The following is a 13,089-nucleotide window of genomic DNA, read 5'->3' as shown; positions in this document are numbered from 1 at the left end:
ACAGGAAAACAATCCATACTCTTAGACTAAAAACCTTTTTAGATATTCAATACCTTCATTAAGACTATTAATTACTACTCCAGAAGGTCTATACGTAATTTTAAAATATCTTTCAAATAATACATCAGAACTAGATTTCTCATCAATAAGAATTATTGTTTTGTTGAGAGCATAAGCCATACCTAACTCAAATGCTAGTCCGTATCCTGAAGGATTTGTTGCTTCCATGTAAGCAAATATTATATCGCATTCTTTTATGAAGTGAATATCCCAAGTTGAATAATAATCAGGTTTTTCTAATCTGTGCTCACGTGGATTAAAAAATATGGCTTTATCTCCTATTGAGGATTTAACATTAGATTGCCAATCACTACTTAATCCTCCGGATAAAAATATTTTTGGTAAATAACTCATTTTTTTATTTCTGAGGCTGTGTATATTGAAAATGGTAATTCTAAAGAGATTTTATAAAATCTATTCCTAGTTTGCCTAAAGAATAAGTACGAACATATCAAGCATATATATAATATTACATGAATTACATCACTTTGAAACAGTTGGAAAAAACTAAAAGAGTTATTTAAAATGCTAAATAGAATACCAAATATTCCAATTAGGAAAGAAATATTTCCTGCCTGATTTGAAAGTTCTGATCTAAATGTAAATGAATAAACTTTTTGGTTATATTCTGGATAGTAACTCATGATAATATTTCTTATATCTTTTACTGTTGCCGAGTCAAAATTTTCATCTAGACCGTTTTCCGTTAGATTTTTAACAATAAGTTTTTTAGCTATTAAGAAGGGTTTTTTATGAGAGACTGTTTCTTCAATTTTCTCCTTATATGTAATATATGAACAGCGCCTAAGTATTTCTTCTTTAATTAGTCCTAGACCATAAGCACCATGACCTAGTATATATGCTAAAATGATAAAAGAATATGAGTGAAAATTTGGAATCAAATTATTTAGTTTATTAACTTCAATTAAATAAATGGGATAAATTACATATTGAAGTAAGATAAGAAGATAACTACCTGGAAGGAGATAACCTATTATATCCCAAATAAATTCTTTGAATGAATCAAAAAAGCTTTTGACTTGGTCCATTTTAGTTTATATAAAACAACTTGCACAGCCTTCTTCCTCTGCATCTGCGAGAATGTCAAGCAAGTAATGAGATTGTGATTTATTCTTTCTTTGAGTTCTTTTAATGTACTCTTCTTTAATCCTTTCTATTCTTTCAGGCTTTATAAGTTCTGACAAGGGTTCATCTTGAATCCAAGTATATCCATCTCGTTCATATGCCATAGCTTTTGAAAATAGTTCTGGATGTTGTTCATACAACCACACCCATTCTATTTTTTGTTGGTAAAAGCAAAAGAAGCATCCAGACCGACTTCTAGCATACGAACCTTTTTTTTCATTTACTTCAAATGCTACTTCTTTATAATATTGAGGTACACCAACCCCACTTGTTTCTAGTATTCTGAATATATCATCTCTAATTAATACTTCTTCATTATCAAGTAAAGGGAAGAAAGATTCTGTGGCTAATGGATACTCTGTAGATTGAATGTAAGTAAATACTATTTTGTTAAAATCTTTAATACTTATATCTAATAATTGATTTAGTTTTTGATGTAAATTATAAGATAATGAGAGAGGGGTTCCTACAATCTCTTTCAAACGTAATGTTTTTTCATTTGACGGAAGTGTCTTTAGTATTGCTAAGACTTTATTAATATGATTGTTGGAAAGTACTTTTGAAATTACATCTTCACTCCATATATTTTTGCGAAAAGGGAAAATTGACTGTATGTTACTTTTTTTTGAAATATAGCCTTCTCTATCTTCATCGCCTCTTATTCCAACATAAGAAATTACAGGGTCATTACCTACAAATTTTTCAAATGGTTCTAACTTTAATTTTTTTGTACACCATCTTGAATTAGATGATGGCAAATAACCCCCATACATTTTCAGGAAATGGTCAAATGGTAATTCAGGACTATTTTCAGCTCCTGCTAATCGTATGATTTTTTTTCCTAAATATATTTCAAGATTATCAATGAGTTTATATGTTTCATCAAGCTCTTTTCCTGTATCGGCAGTGTAATATTCAATATCTAGTTCAGGATGTTTTTTTTTCATGTATATCGCCAAAGCTGCGCTATCTTTTCCCCCAGATATACCAAGCACATGTCTTACTTTACTCATTTTTTAATAGTTCTTTTAAAATGTTTGTCAATGCAGCAATATTGGCAGATTTATCATTAGATAATGCAACGAGTATTGTTTCCTCTAAATGCTTTATCACTGTATTTTTACTTTTAGGCAATCTAATCAATTTTTTACTATTACCATCGCTGAAAGAATTTATCTCAACACTTACAATTTCTTCTTTTTCTTCAGAGAAATCTGATTTAGAGATTTTTGTTAAACTATCAATATCCAAAATCATGGATTTGAATTTTTCATATAGTAATTCTTCTTCTGGGTCTTTCAATTTTTCCAAAGAATTCCCAATCAATGCCTGAGTTATAGAGTTTAACCAGGCTTTTTTATCATCAAGTTGAGAATCAATTCTTTGAATAAAGGTTTTTTGGTTATGTAATAATAAATGTTTTTTTAATTTTTGATACCTCCCTTGTAATAACGATTTATAAATTTCAAACTCTACTTTCTCACCAATAATTTCATCTTGAATAAATACTTCTAATCTATTTACTAGTGCTTCATAGGATGTTCTCAATTCACGAATTGCATTTTGAAGTTTAGAAGTATAATCCTGTAAATCTTCATTTGAATTCTGTAATTTTTCTAAACTATATCCCAGTGCTGTTGGAAAGTCAGCAAAAAAAGTTTGCTCAGGGTCTTTAGAATTTGCAATAGCATTTCTTATTGCTAAGGTTTCTTTTTCAAGCCTCTTTGTATTCTTTGAATAATCTGGTAAATTTTTATAAAAAGTTAAGAAGGGCCTAATAGTTTCAATAAAAGTATCATTTGAAATTTCCTCTTGAGTTGTTTGATTTAATAATATTCGGTAACTATTAAAAATATCAAGTTTTATTCCATCTACTGAAAATGCTTTTAATTCATATTTATCAGGATACTTGGTTATTAATTCAAGTACTTCTTCATTTAACATTGGAATATATCCATTTTCGCTAAATAAAGCGTAATCAGTTCTTGTCATAAATAGAAAACTAGGTATCCAAAAATCAATTAAACCTTGTTTAATTTTAAATGGCCTTTTACCTAGATTAGTACTTAACTCTGATATCTTTCTCTTAGAAACCTTTGATGTTTCTAAAAAATCAATTGAGTATTCCCACAATGGTAAAAAATTATTCTCTGTATTTATTGATACATCATCTAACCTTTTTAAAGTTGTATCAATTCCATTATTTTTCAACAAAGTTAAGTAAATCGTTTTTTCTGGAGGAAACTTATCTTTTGAAAACCCCAAATCTAATTCACTCCAATTATTTACAAGTGCTTTAAAGTAGTTCTTTTTAGCAGAGTGAATTGAAGCTGAAATCTTATGTCGATTAACTAATTCATTTTTAAATAATGGAGTAGCAGTATAAACTGTTAGACAAGCGTAAGATACTAGCTTATTTAACTCTTTTTGACTCTTTATTTTTCTTTCGTGACCTTTAAAAACCCAAGTTACTTCTCCATTATAATGTCCATCAATTATGTAATGATTTAAGAGGTTCTTATGATGAAGTAATACATTCTGTAGTTCTCTCCATGCTACCTTATCCTCTTTGTTTTCTTCTATTACTTTTTGTGTCTTCTCAATTTCAAATAGCTGTTCTTTAATTTTCTTTGCATTATGGTAATAACCATAAATTATTGCTTCCTCTTGTAATAGAGATTTTTGTTTAACCTCGAATATTGTCAGTTTCTCATTGAAAATTAGATTAATAAATCCATCAATTTCGCCTGTAGGAATAATGTTAATAGGGGTATCTGATATATTATAATCAAATATCCTAGGGGTACCATTTGCATAAGAATACATCTTTGCAAATATTGAAGGTAACTGATAATATTTTTTTATCAGTGTCACAACATCACCAATATTGTTAACTTTATTTCCAGCTTCATTTAGTGCTAATTGTATATCAAGGTCTGTACCTTCAAAAAGTATAAAGCGTGTATTGTAATTCCTATATAGAATAAGTTTTTTTTGCTCTAAATCATGTATCAGAAGCCCAGGTGTTTTAACTCCTAAACAAGTTTTTGAATAATTGGTCAAGAAATCCTCATCCAAAATAGAGCCCTTTGGCGCTAGAAGTGCTAGTAAACCAATCGCTTTAATTAGTTTATCATAATCTTCTAAATTATTATCAAATGAACGTTCTATATTATCTAATGCATTCCTAATACTTGTCCAAGCTAAAAAATCAGGATTATTTTTACTATTAATGAATGAATAAAAATTGAATATTAAATAATCGTAAATGTTAGCTATATTGTAAAAAGGGTTCTTTGCTGAAATTCTAACTTTTGTTAAACTTGTATGGTCAGTAGATTCTAAAAAAGAGAATAATGACCTCTCATTTTGTCCATATCTCTGAAGGCACATCGTAAGTACACTAGCTGCCAATAAATCTAATGGATGTAATTTATTAGCGATTTTAACAGCTAAATCATTATCTAAGTTGAATGCTTTTGTACTTTTAGCAACTTTAAGTGCCTTTTTGACTTCTTCAATAACAGTCTCATCATTTGTTTGACTATTTATATGTTCAGCAGCCAAAAATAATAATTGTTCAACTGGTTCATTAAATGTGATTTCTCTAAATCTACCCTTAACTTTTGTCCATTCAAGCCTTTGAGTACTTGTCAGAGAAAATGCATAACCGTCAAAGTTTTGATGTAGGGTAGTAAGTAGGCAAATGTTAAAATCAGAATTGTTTACAAATTCTGTTAGTTGTTGTATGAAATATAGCTCTTTTTCAGGTTCATGCTGAGCTGCGTACTCTAAGAATTTGCCTAATTCATCAATAACTAGTATTAATAATGGATTCTTTTTGCCTAAATCATGGTATTGATTGTATATCTCTGATAAAATGTGTTGTGGTTTGCTTTGAACTTCAACTACATTAAAATATTCGGCAAATGACTCTGTAATAGATTTATATTCACCTATAAAGTTTATAATTTTAACTGATGGACTTGAAACTAAATTAATATTAAAAAAAGGTTTTTTTTTATTTAAGCTTTGTTCGAAAGCCCATAAAAATGAAGATTTTCCAGTACCATAAGCACCAATCACATTAAAAGAACGTAAACCTTTTTTGAAGTCATTGCCAATTTGATTTACTACTCTTATTGAATTAGGAGTAGGGTGATAGATGAGGTCTCTATTCTCATCTCTAATAATATTTGTAGATATTGTATATTGATTATTCTGTGGCATAATACATTTCTAAGACTTCAAAGGGTGTTAGCCTTGATTTAAATTGTAATTCTCTAATACCAGCATGGTCACTATAAATAACATTAAGTCTACTAATTGCTAGTAGTTCTATTTTACCTATTAATTCAGAGCGATTTAAAGCAAAAACACTAGATACACTGTTTGGTTCCTGCTCCATATAATTAAGACTTACTGACATTTCTATATTTGGGTCAGACAGGATATTATAAAGTACAGCAAATTCTGACAAGCTAGGTCTATCACTATTTTCAATTACAAAGTACTGTTCTGTCTTTTTTAAATTTTTTTCTTTTTCAGTACTGTAATACTCAACCTCTCTTGTATAGGATTTAATAATTTCTAGCTCATTGAGAAGTCCAGAAAATGAATCTTCTTTATCTTTTGAAGCTTGTCTGCAATACAATTTTATCATCACGTCAAAATCATCACTAGCAGTTTTTTCATTAATGTTTAATTTCAATAGTTCGGCCTTACGTTTAATAAAACCTAAAAAGTTCTCCTTTGTGAATTCAATTTTCTCTCGTCGTAATTCATTAAATATCAATCCATAAATGGTAGCATAACCTTTTGTAACTAAATGATAATGCAACAGCCAAAGACTTATTTCATCTTCTAAATATGGGTCCCATCCAGTATCTGATAATAGCTTGTGTGCAAACTCTGTGAGGACATCATCTGAATCTAATAAATCAAAAGCTTTCATCCAATAGCGAATTGATGCAACCATATTTTTACCAACTCCTAAAATTACTACAGCATCTTCATCACTAAAAGATTTACCACTTTTTACATAATCATAGCCTTTTTTTAACCATAAATTACGGCATTGAAAGGACTCATGCCCTGAGAAGGAAAATCGCTTATTGTCTATATGAACCATTTACATTAGAATAAATATAGGGTAAAGTTACACAAAATGAAGTCAAGATAGATTAACAATTTTCTATATTTTCTATAAGAAACCTTACTGAAAAAATTATGACTTAATGGAGAGTACAAAATACATTTTATTGGTAGGTTCTGGGGATATGAAAAAAGCGTAGTTTAAATCTCAAGAGAATCCATTACCCAAATTTGCAATGATACTTGCAATGATACTAAAATATCAGTAAAACAAAAAAGCACTCAACTGGTGTGTTAAGTGCTTGATTATTAGTGATTTATCTAGAGCCCCCAGCCGGGATCAAACCAGCGACCTACTGATTACAAGTCAGTTGCTCTATCAGCTGAGCTATGGAGGCTTTTATTTCTGATTTCGTTACCGTTGTTCTGAAATCGTGGTGCAAAATTAATGGTTTCAGATATACAACGCAAGCCCTTTTTTGAAATATTTTTTAACAATTTCTTAACTCGCTGATGCCCAACGAGTTAAGAAATAAAAAATTTTCAGTTGGCTGCCACTATTATTTTCAGCTTCTGTTTTAGGTCGGCCAGTTCTTTTTCTGCGCCTTGTATCTTGGCTTCGTATTCGGCACGAACCGCATTGGCGTTTTTAGAACGGGCAAAGAATTCGATATTGTTCTGCCACAGGCTGATGTCGTCTTCCAGCTTTTTCATCTTCCGGCGTATATCGTTTTCTTTTTTGTCTAGCTCTTTTGAGTTGCCTCTGTCGTTTTTCAGGGTTACTTCTACCTCGTTCTGCAACAGCATTTTCTCTTTTTCAGGGCCGCTTACACCCGAGCTGGCCTTTACATAGGCATTAATGGCATCTACAAAGCGGCGCTGAATGTTCTGCATCTCTTTGCGTGGCACAAAGCCGATTTCGTTATAACGGGCCTTGTAACCGGCAAGTTTGTTCAGGTCTGCTTCGCCTGCTTCTGCGGCTTTTTCAATTTCATCGCATAGCGCCTGTTTTTGTTTCAGGTTGGCTTCGTATTCCTGCTCTACTTCATTGCCTTTGGCACGTTTGCCGTTAAAGAAGGTATCGCAGGCTTTCTTGAAACGGTCATATATTTTATCCTTGAATTTCTCAGGCACGTGGCCAATTGTCTTCCAGGTTTTTTGTAGTTCTACTACTTTATCGGTGTTGGCCGGCGAGTAATCGCCTGCTTCCAGAAGTGCTTCCACCTGCTCGCACAAAGACGTTTTCGATTTCAGGTTGCCTTCGCGTTCGGTTTCCAGACGGTTAAAGAAGTCGCCCTTGTTACGGAAGAAAGTCTTTAACGACGACCAGAACTCGCGGCTCAGCTCTTTGCCTTTGTCTTTCGGCATGGCGCCTTTTATGGCATTCCATTGGTCTTGCACTGCCAGCACTTCTTTGGTTTTGGCGTTCCATTCGTTAATGCTGTCGGTATTAAACTGCACATAGGCTTTCAGGTTGTCTACCAGGCGTTGTTTGGCCTGGAAAATCTCTTCCTGCAAAGCCCCGGCTTGCGACGACTGCTCTCTGCGTTTGTTGTGTATCACATCAAAGGCGGCTTTCAGGCGTTTCCAGAGTTCTTCCTGGGCTTCGCGCTGTGCCGGGCCAATGTGTTTGTACTCTTCCAGCAGGTCGTTTGCCTGGCGCAGGGTAGCATTGCTCAGGCCGCCTTCTTCAAGGGTAGCGGCAATGGCTTCAATGCGCTCAACAATTTCGCTTTTGGCTGTCAGGTTTTTCTTGCGGTCCAGGTCTTTCAGTTCGTTCTGGATATGGCGGATACTGAAGTATCTGTCAACTAAGGCATTATAGGCCGACCACAGCGAGGTATTATGCGGAGAATTGACATTCCCGGCGGTTTTCCACTCTTCCTGTAGTTTCTTGAAATCCTGCCAGTTGCTTTTGGTGCCGCCTTGTTCTTCCTGCTCTACTATGTCGCGCAGGCGTTGCAGCAGGTTGGTTTTGCGCTCAAAGTAATCTTCTTTCAGGCGCTCTATTTTCTGGAAGAAACTGTTTTTTGCATCACGTATCTGCGCACTCAGAGACTCAAAACGCACCACAAAGTTGTCGTTTCTGAACTCAAAGCCTTCGTTACTTCCGTTGTCTGCAATATATTTTTTCAATGCCTCCGATTTCTCGCGTGCTTTCAGGTCGTCAAACAAAGGTTTAATTTCCTTCATTACGTTGTCGGCATTTCTTACGTCAGATACACTTACGCCCTCAGCTTTAATTGAACCCAGCAGTTTTTCGCCCAGGTCTACAAAATCCTTTTTACCAAAATTGCTGTAATCAACTTCTTCGGCTGGTTGCCCGGCTGTTTCTTCTTCTGCCAGCTCGAACGACTGCGGCAGCTCTTCAACAGCGGCCTCTACAGTCTCAACCGGTTTGGGCGATACCTCAACCATTACAGTCGGGTCGTTGCTTACCACAATTTCTTCCAATGGGCTTTCGTCGGCACCCAGCACAGGGGCTTCGGCTTCACCGTCAGTAGTAATGGCAACCACCTCAATGGGGGCTTCTGTTTGTTCCGTTGCCGGAGTTTCTGCATTTTCGGCAACAGGGGCTGCATCTTTCACCTCTTTTTTGCTTGCTTCAACAGGTTCGTCGGTCGAAGTGTCGATGGAATCATTCAGTTCGTTCATAATTTCTTTAGAGTCTACTTGTGTAATGGCCGGAGCCTCTGCCTCTTTCAAAGTTGAATCCTTCTGTTCGGCAGCATCAGTAACGGGTTCTTGTAAATCTGAGTCTATGGGCGTCATTGGTAATTAAAACGATTCGTAGTAAGGCAGAATGTTTTTATTAGATTTGCAAATGTAATAAATATAAAAATACTTTTGCCTAACAAACCACAGTGTGAAATTATATTTTTACTAACCGGTAAAAAATCTGCGGTTTTGTATCTGAAAAAACAAAATTTAATGCAATTAAGTTACTACAAAACCCGAAATTTGTGCCGCCACCTGCACCATTGGAAGGCCCGGCTGATGTTTCTGCTACAGCCGGCAACCCTGCAAAAACAGGTGGTTCTATATAATTAAAAACGAAAAAAAAGCCCAAAACGTTGCAAGAAATGAATAAAAAAACTGATGTGGCCTCGCTTCGGCTTAACTATGTACTCAACGAATTGCTTGAAGAAAATGTTTTGAAAAACCCCTTCAAACAATTCGAAAAATGGTTTCATGAAGCTCTGGAAAACAATGTGGCAGAGCCAAACGCCATGCACCTGGCTACGGTGTCTGGCGGTAAGCCCCATGGCCGGATTGTTTTGCTGAAAGGCTTTGACGACACCGGCTTTGTGTTTTATACCAATTATGAAAGTAACAAGGGCCGCGAACTGGCCGAGGTGCCTTATGCCTCGCTTACGTTTTTCTGGACAGCCATGGAACGGCAGGTGCGCATTGAGGGGCGGATTGAAAAAACGAGTGCGGCGGAGTCGGACGAGTATTTTCAGCAGCGCCCGCGGGGTAGCCAGATAGGCGCGTGGGTGTCGCGGCAGTCGAGCATAGTAACCAGAGAAAGCCTTGAAGAACGCACCAAAGAACTGGAAGAATGGTATGGCGATGACGTTATCCCGCGGCCTCCGCACTGGGGAGGTTACCGGGTAATACCCGAAAGCATTGAGTTCTGGCAGGGCCGCCCCAACCGCCTGCACGACCGCCTGTTATTTACAAATGAAGGTGAAGATTGGAAAATTGAGCGTTTAAGCCCGTGATTTTTGAATTGATATTTCGAATGAATTTGGTAGAGCCGCATTGCATGCGGCTTTTTTTGCCTTTAAAGTTAGGTGGATTTTTATTGGCGATGATTGAAAAATGTAATCAAATCCGTTGTAAATATTTAATTCGATATCCTAATTCTACGCTAAGCCGCACTCATTGAAGTTATATTAGCATTTATGAATCATTTTTAAATAATGTAATTAAATTGAATTTCGTAGAGCCGCATTGCATGCGGCTTGTGGCCTATAAAGCACGGTAGATTTTTATTGGAGGAAAGTTGAAAAATACCAATAATTCCGGTTTAAATAATTGTGTCAACAGCCTGATTCTACGTTAAGCCGCACGGAGTGCAGCTTAACGAAAATTATCAAAACAATGAATCTTCATTCCATTTAAACGGATTATCAATAATATATTGTCTGATTTTCAAATATTCTGTTTCTGATCGAATAATATGTTCATAATATCTGGATTGCCATTCAAATTCGATACTATTCTTCCTGGCATAGCTTGTTACCGCCCCTTTAAAACCTCTGATTATAGATGCCAGATTTTTTGATTGTACTGAAAACTGATTTTTGGTCTCAGCGTTAGGAATTGATTTATTAAAATCGTTTCTACCAATGATTATTATGCCATGAATATGGTTAGGCATTATTACAAATTCACCTAATTCAATATTCATGTCAGGTCTTAATTCCTGTATCTTAAACCATTCAGCATGAGCAATATTGGCTATTTCAGTTGATGTTAATTGACCTAATGCTATATTGCCAAAATAATATTTTTTATTTTTTGTGCAGATAGTTACAAAGTAAAACCCCTCAAATGAATAATTCCATGATTTTAGCCTCACTGTGGGTATTCGATATTTGTTGTTATATAATTCGCTCATGATATTAGTAGTTGTCCCTAAAAATAACAAAAAAATTAATTTAATAAATTACAGATTATTTTTAATTTGGTAGAGCCGCATTGTATGCGGCTTTTTGCCTTTAAAGTTAGGTGGATTTTTATTAGAGGATAATTGAAAAATGTAATCAAATCCGTTGTAAATATTTAATTCGATATCCTAATTCTACGCTAAGCCGCACGCAGTGCGGCTCTACGAAAGCTATTGATTCATACTTTTCATTCCTTTTTCTTGGTACCCGAACCGTCAACGCTGGCCTAAGCCGCCAACGTAAAGCCGCATACTAACAACAGCAAAGCCCAGATTTTAAAAATAGGTTTGTGGATATACTTCATTTTATAGGTTTTTCTCTTTAAATAGAACAGTGGGGGTGGTAATGAGTATGTGTTTAATGTTCATTGGTTAGGAGTTGTAATTATTAGTCTCAAGTTTCATGCTTATTTCACTAAAGAACCAAACCAAAAGTAGAACTTTTAATTTATCTTTAATCAGAATTATAAATTATCACCCTTCAATTTTTTCTGTCTTTCAAGTTGATGAAGTGCATATTCCTTGATAGTTTCATCTTCCGAATCACTTAATTTTTCTAATGCTATAGTACTTTCTGGTTTTGGCATGGCTGCAATAGCGTACATACATTTCTTTATTAAAGGATATTGTATGTCTTCATCTATTTTATAGAAATCGGGCAAATCATGGATTAAGTCAACGAGTATTTTAATATTTTTGACATTTGTATTGAATTTTTGCTGAAATCTATCTACAAAAACATCATGGGTTTGATGCCACTTTTCCTTTATAAAAATTTGATATAAGTTTTCTAACTCAGCATCATTCATGGAATGAGGGAAATGCCAAATCAATGCATCAAAATCTCTCATTGTATTTTCACGATATCTTGTTGAGAATAACAAATCTTTTATTTCTTCGAAATTTGCTCTTTTATTTATAACCAAGTAAAAATCTTCGGCTCTAAGGTCATAGTAATTGTGTATCAATTCCCAGTCTGTTTCTGTTAATTCCATCATACATTATTACATTATGTGATTTATTTTACTAATTCAAATTCATCAATTCTACGGTTAAATTCCTTTAATAACTCACCTTTCCTTATACCAACATTTACCTGTCCATCTTCTGTTTTAAATAGAGCATAGTTAACTTTAGTCCAAGTTTTTTTTTCTCGAACATACGGAGGAAGATTATTTCCTAATAATTGTCTAATTTTGTTTGAGTCATCATTGATTATAGCATGACTTTTAAGCATATCTAATCGCAAAAGGATAGAATCATTCTTTATATCATGTCTAATCAAAAAGCTATGAATTTAAAGTATCCTTAAAATCTTCCTCTCTATTAAAGTCTTTCTATCACAAAATACAATTTTACGATTTAATTCAGTAACCCTTGTTAATGATTCATTATATAGACTGTAACAGTTTTTACATTCATAGAAAATACTCTCATCAGTTTTAAATACAAAGAGCTCTCCTAATTCACAACATGAACAAGTTAATAGTGATTTATAGGATAAAAAAAATTCTAAAAAGTATTGATACTCCGCTATGAAGTATTCATAATTATTTAAGTCCTGTATAAAAAAAGAGGTAATCTCTTCTTCAATATTTCCCCAATCTATATTGAACTTATACTTTTCAAAATCAAGATTAGCTAATTCATACAATAAATAATCATCCAAAACTTTTTTGAATTTTAAATCTTTTTGTGTTTCTACCCATGAGATTATTTCACTCAAAAAAAGTTTATGTGCTTGCAAATAAGGCCAGTTGGAATTATTTTCATTTTTTATTTTAGAAAATGATTTTTTATGTTCATTCCTAATTCTTTCAAGACCAGTCAATTCTCCTTTCATTTTTTATAAAGGTTTTTGAATTATCGTCCCGACCGAGTCTCCTGTGCGCGCAGGCACTAAACGGCAAAGGGACTCTGTCGCGGTGGGAGAGGCAAATGCAAAGAAAAATCCTCCCACACTTACCTTGATTGAATTTTACTCAATAACTTGTCCCGTCCTGAAATAGCGATACACAAAAAAAGTATCAAAAATGGAAGGACAAAACAGTTATGTCAAACGTACCCAAAAAGACTATTCATTATCTTTTAAGTTACAGATAGTTCAGGAAATT

General features: G+C 34.1%; 11 protein-coding genes and 1 tRNA gene. 1 reads left to right on the top strand and 11 read right to left on the bottom strand.

Annotated elements, in window-relative coordinates; genetic code table 11:
* Window positions 1–21: 21 nt before the first annotated feature.
* From NZ848_RS17400 to NZ848_RS17370, 7 genes are all read right to left on the bottom strand, one after another.
* On the bottom strand, window positions 22–414 hold the full coding sequence (locus tag NZ848_RS17400; protein WP_259016570.1) for a nucleoside 2-deoxyribosyltransferase: 393 nt from the start codon (window positions 412–414) through the stop codon (window positions 22–24).
* Window positions 411–1,109 carry a hypothetical protein gene (locus NZ848_RS17395; protein ID WP_259016569.1) on the bottom strand — a complete coding sequence of 233 codons (699 nt, stop codon included), beginning with the start codon at window positions 1,107–1,109 and terminating at the stop codon, window positions 411–413. Before NZ848_RS17395 ends, NZ848_RS17400 begins: the two co-directional genes overlap by 4 nt.
* Window positions 1,110–1,115: 6 nt before the next feature.
* Window positions 1,116–2,219, bottom strand: coding sequence for a phosphoadenosine phosphosulfate reductase family protein (locus tag NZ848_RS17390; RefSeq protein WP_259016568.1), 1,104 nt, complete (start codon window positions 2,217–2,219; stop codon window positions 1,116–1,118).
* A complete protein-coding gene (locus NZ848_RS17385; RefSeq protein ID WP_259016567.1) occupies window positions 2,212–5,436 on the bottom strand; it encodes a hypothetical protein in 3,225 nt (1,074 codons plus the stop codon). The genes NZ848_RS17390 and NZ848_RS17385 overlap by 8 nt, the downstream gene beginning before the upstream one ends.
* On the bottom strand, window positions 5,423–6,337 hold the full coding sequence (locus tag NZ848_RS17380; RefSeq protein WP_259016566.1) for a DUF4007 family protein: 915 nt from the start codon (window positions 6,335–6,337) through the stop codon (window positions 5,423–5,425). Before NZ848_RS17380 ends, NZ848_RS17385 begins: the two co-directional genes overlap by 14 nt.
* Window positions 6,338–6,625: 288 nt before the next feature.
* Window positions 6,626–6,698 (bottom strand) — tRNA-Thr (locus NZ848_RS17375).
* Between the two features lie 145 nt (window positions 6,699–6,843).
* Window positions 6,844–9,072, bottom strand: coding sequence for a DUF349 domain-containing protein (locus NZ848_RS17370; protein ID WP_259016565.1), 2,229 nt, complete (start codon window positions 9,070–9,072; stop codon window positions 6,844–6,846).
* A gap of 311 nt (window positions 9,073–9,383) precedes the next feature.
* On the opposite strand from NZ848_RS17370, the gene pdxH reads away from it, so the two are divergent.
* Window positions 9,384–10,025, top strand: coding sequence for a pyridoxamine 5'-phosphate oxidase (gene pdxH, locus NZ848_RS17365; RefSeq protein ID WP_259016564.1), 642 nt, complete (start codon window positions 9,384–9,386; stop codon window positions 10,023–10,025).
* 374 nt (window positions 10,026–10,399) lie between these two features.
* Here pdxH and NZ848_RS17360 read toward each other — a convergent pair whose 3' ends face one another.
* The 4 genes from NZ848_RS17360 to NZ848_RS17345 form a co-directional block, all read right to left on the bottom strand.
* The gene (locus NZ848_RS17360) at window positions 10,400–10,927 is read right to left on the bottom strand and encodes a transposase (protein ID WP_259016563.1); all 528 of its coding nucleotides are present in this window, start codon (window positions 10,925–10,927) and stop codon (window positions 10,400–10,402) included.
* Between the two features lie 512 nt (window positions 10,928–11,439).
* Window positions 11,440–11,973, bottom strand: a complete 534-nt coding sequence (locus NZ848_RS17355) for a hypothetical protein (protein ID WP_259016562.1) — start codon at window positions 11,971–11,973, stop codon at window positions 11,440–11,442.
* Window positions 11,974–11,993: 20 nt separating this feature from the next.
* A complete protein-coding gene (locus NZ848_RS17350; protein WP_259016561.1) occupies window positions 11,994–12,260 on the bottom strand; it encodes a hypothetical protein in 267 nt (88 codons plus the stop codon).
* A gap of 12 nt (window positions 12,261–12,272) precedes the next feature.
* Window positions 12,273–12,818: a hypothetical protein gene (locus tag NZ848_RS17345; protein WP_259016560.1), complete on the bottom strand. Its 546-nt coding sequence runs from the start codon at window positions 12,816–12,818 to the stop codon at window positions 12,273–12,275.
* Window positions 12,819–13,089 lie beyond the last annotated feature (271 nt).

Origin of the sequence: Emticicia fluvialis (genome assembly GCF_024793945.1) — a bacterium.
Lineage (GTDB): Bacteria > Bacteroidota > Bacteroidia > Cytophagales > Spirosomataceae > Emticicia > Emticicia fluvialis.
This window is presented reverse-complemented; position numbering and strand designations above follow the sequence as displayed.

Bases quoted from the DNA above. Each gene is read 5' to 3' on its own strand.
- NZ848_RS17400 (WP_259016570.1), bottom strand. From the start codon at position 414: ATGAGTTATTTACCAAAAATATTTTTATCCGGAGGATTAAGTAGTGAT.
- NZ848_RS17395 (WP_259016569.1), bottom strand. From the start codon at position 1,109: ATGGACCAAGTCAAAAGCTTTTTTGATTCATTCAAAGAATTTATTTGG.
- NZ848_RS17390 (WP_259016568.1), bottom strand. From the start codon at position 2,219: ATGAGTAAAGTAAGACATGTGCTTGGTATATCTGGGGGAAAAGATAGC.
- NZ848_RS17385 (WP_259016567.1), bottom strand. From the start codon at position 5,436: ATGCCACAGAATAATCAATATACAATATCTACAAATATTATTAGAGAT.
- NZ848_RS17380 (WP_259016566.1), bottom strand. From the start codon at position 6,337: ATGGTTCATATAGACAATAAGCGATTTTCCTTCTCAGGGCATGAGTCC.
- NZ848_RS17370 (WP_259016565.1), bottom strand. From the start codon at position 9,072: ATGACGCCCATAGACTCAGATTTACAAGAACCCGTTACTGATGCTGCC.
- pdxH (WP_259016564.1), top strand. From the start codon at position 9,384: ATGAATAAAAAAACTGATGTGGCCTCGCTTCGGCTTAACTATGTACTC.
- NZ848_RS17360 (WP_259016563.1), bottom strand. From the start codon at position 10,927: ATGAGCGAATTATATAACAACAAATATCGAATACCCACAGTGAGGCTA.
- NZ848_RS17355 (WP_259016562.1), bottom strand. From the start codon at position 11,973: ATGATGGAATTAACAGAAACAGACTGGGAATTGATACACAATTACTAT.
- NZ848_RS17345 (WP_259016560.1), bottom strand. From the start codon at position 12,818: ATGAAAGGAGAATTGACTGGTCTTGAAAGAATTAGGAATGAACATAAA.